Below are 380 nucleotides of genomic sequence, written 5' to 3'. Positions count from 1 at the left end.
ATCCCTGCAACGCTGCATTCGTCGGTGAGCGCGATAGCGGAGTAGCCAAGCTGGGCAGCGCGCTCGACGAGCTCCTGCGGATGGCTGGCGCCGACCAGGAAAGAGAAGCTGCTCGCGCAGCGCAGCTCCGCGTAAGCGGGCATGCCATTGGTCAGGGGGCGAGGGGGCGCGTGGTCGCTCATGCAAAGTGACCGTGCAAGAACCAATGTCCTGCCTCGGCGGCAAGACGCGTCTGAAATATCCACAGGGCGGCGCCGCGCTCAGTGAGCGCGATCCAGTAGTCCCGAGTTGCCACCTGGGGGTGCGACTGGGGGGCGCCGGTGCCACCGCTCTGGCCGCTGGCCCACCAGCCCCCCTCCACGCGATGCGGACCCACCAGT

At 68.2% G+C, this 380-nt stretch carries 1 protein-coding gene and 1 pseudogene; both read right to left on the bottom strand.

The genetic code is table 11. The features are described from left to right. The coding region (locus tag K9U40_RS24625; RefSeq protein ID WP_282892650.1) for a PHP domain-containing protein at positions 1 to 182 on the bottom strand (182 nt) is incomplete at its 3' end. Further along, positions 179 to 380: pseudogene (locus K9U40_RS24620) on the bottom strand (hypothetical protein); the annotation flags it as partial. The pseudogene K9U40_RS24620 and the gene K9U40_RS24625, both read right to left, overlap by 4 nt.

Source organism: Xanthobacter autotrophicus (assembly GCF_030015065.1).
Taxonomy (GTDB): domain Bacteria; phylum Pseudomonadota; class Alphaproteobacteria; order Rhizobiales; family Xanthobacteraceae; genus Xanthobacter; species Xanthobacter autotrophicus_D.
Note: the sequence above shows the minus strand (reverse complement) of the source record. Positions and strands in the feature narration are given on the sequence as shown.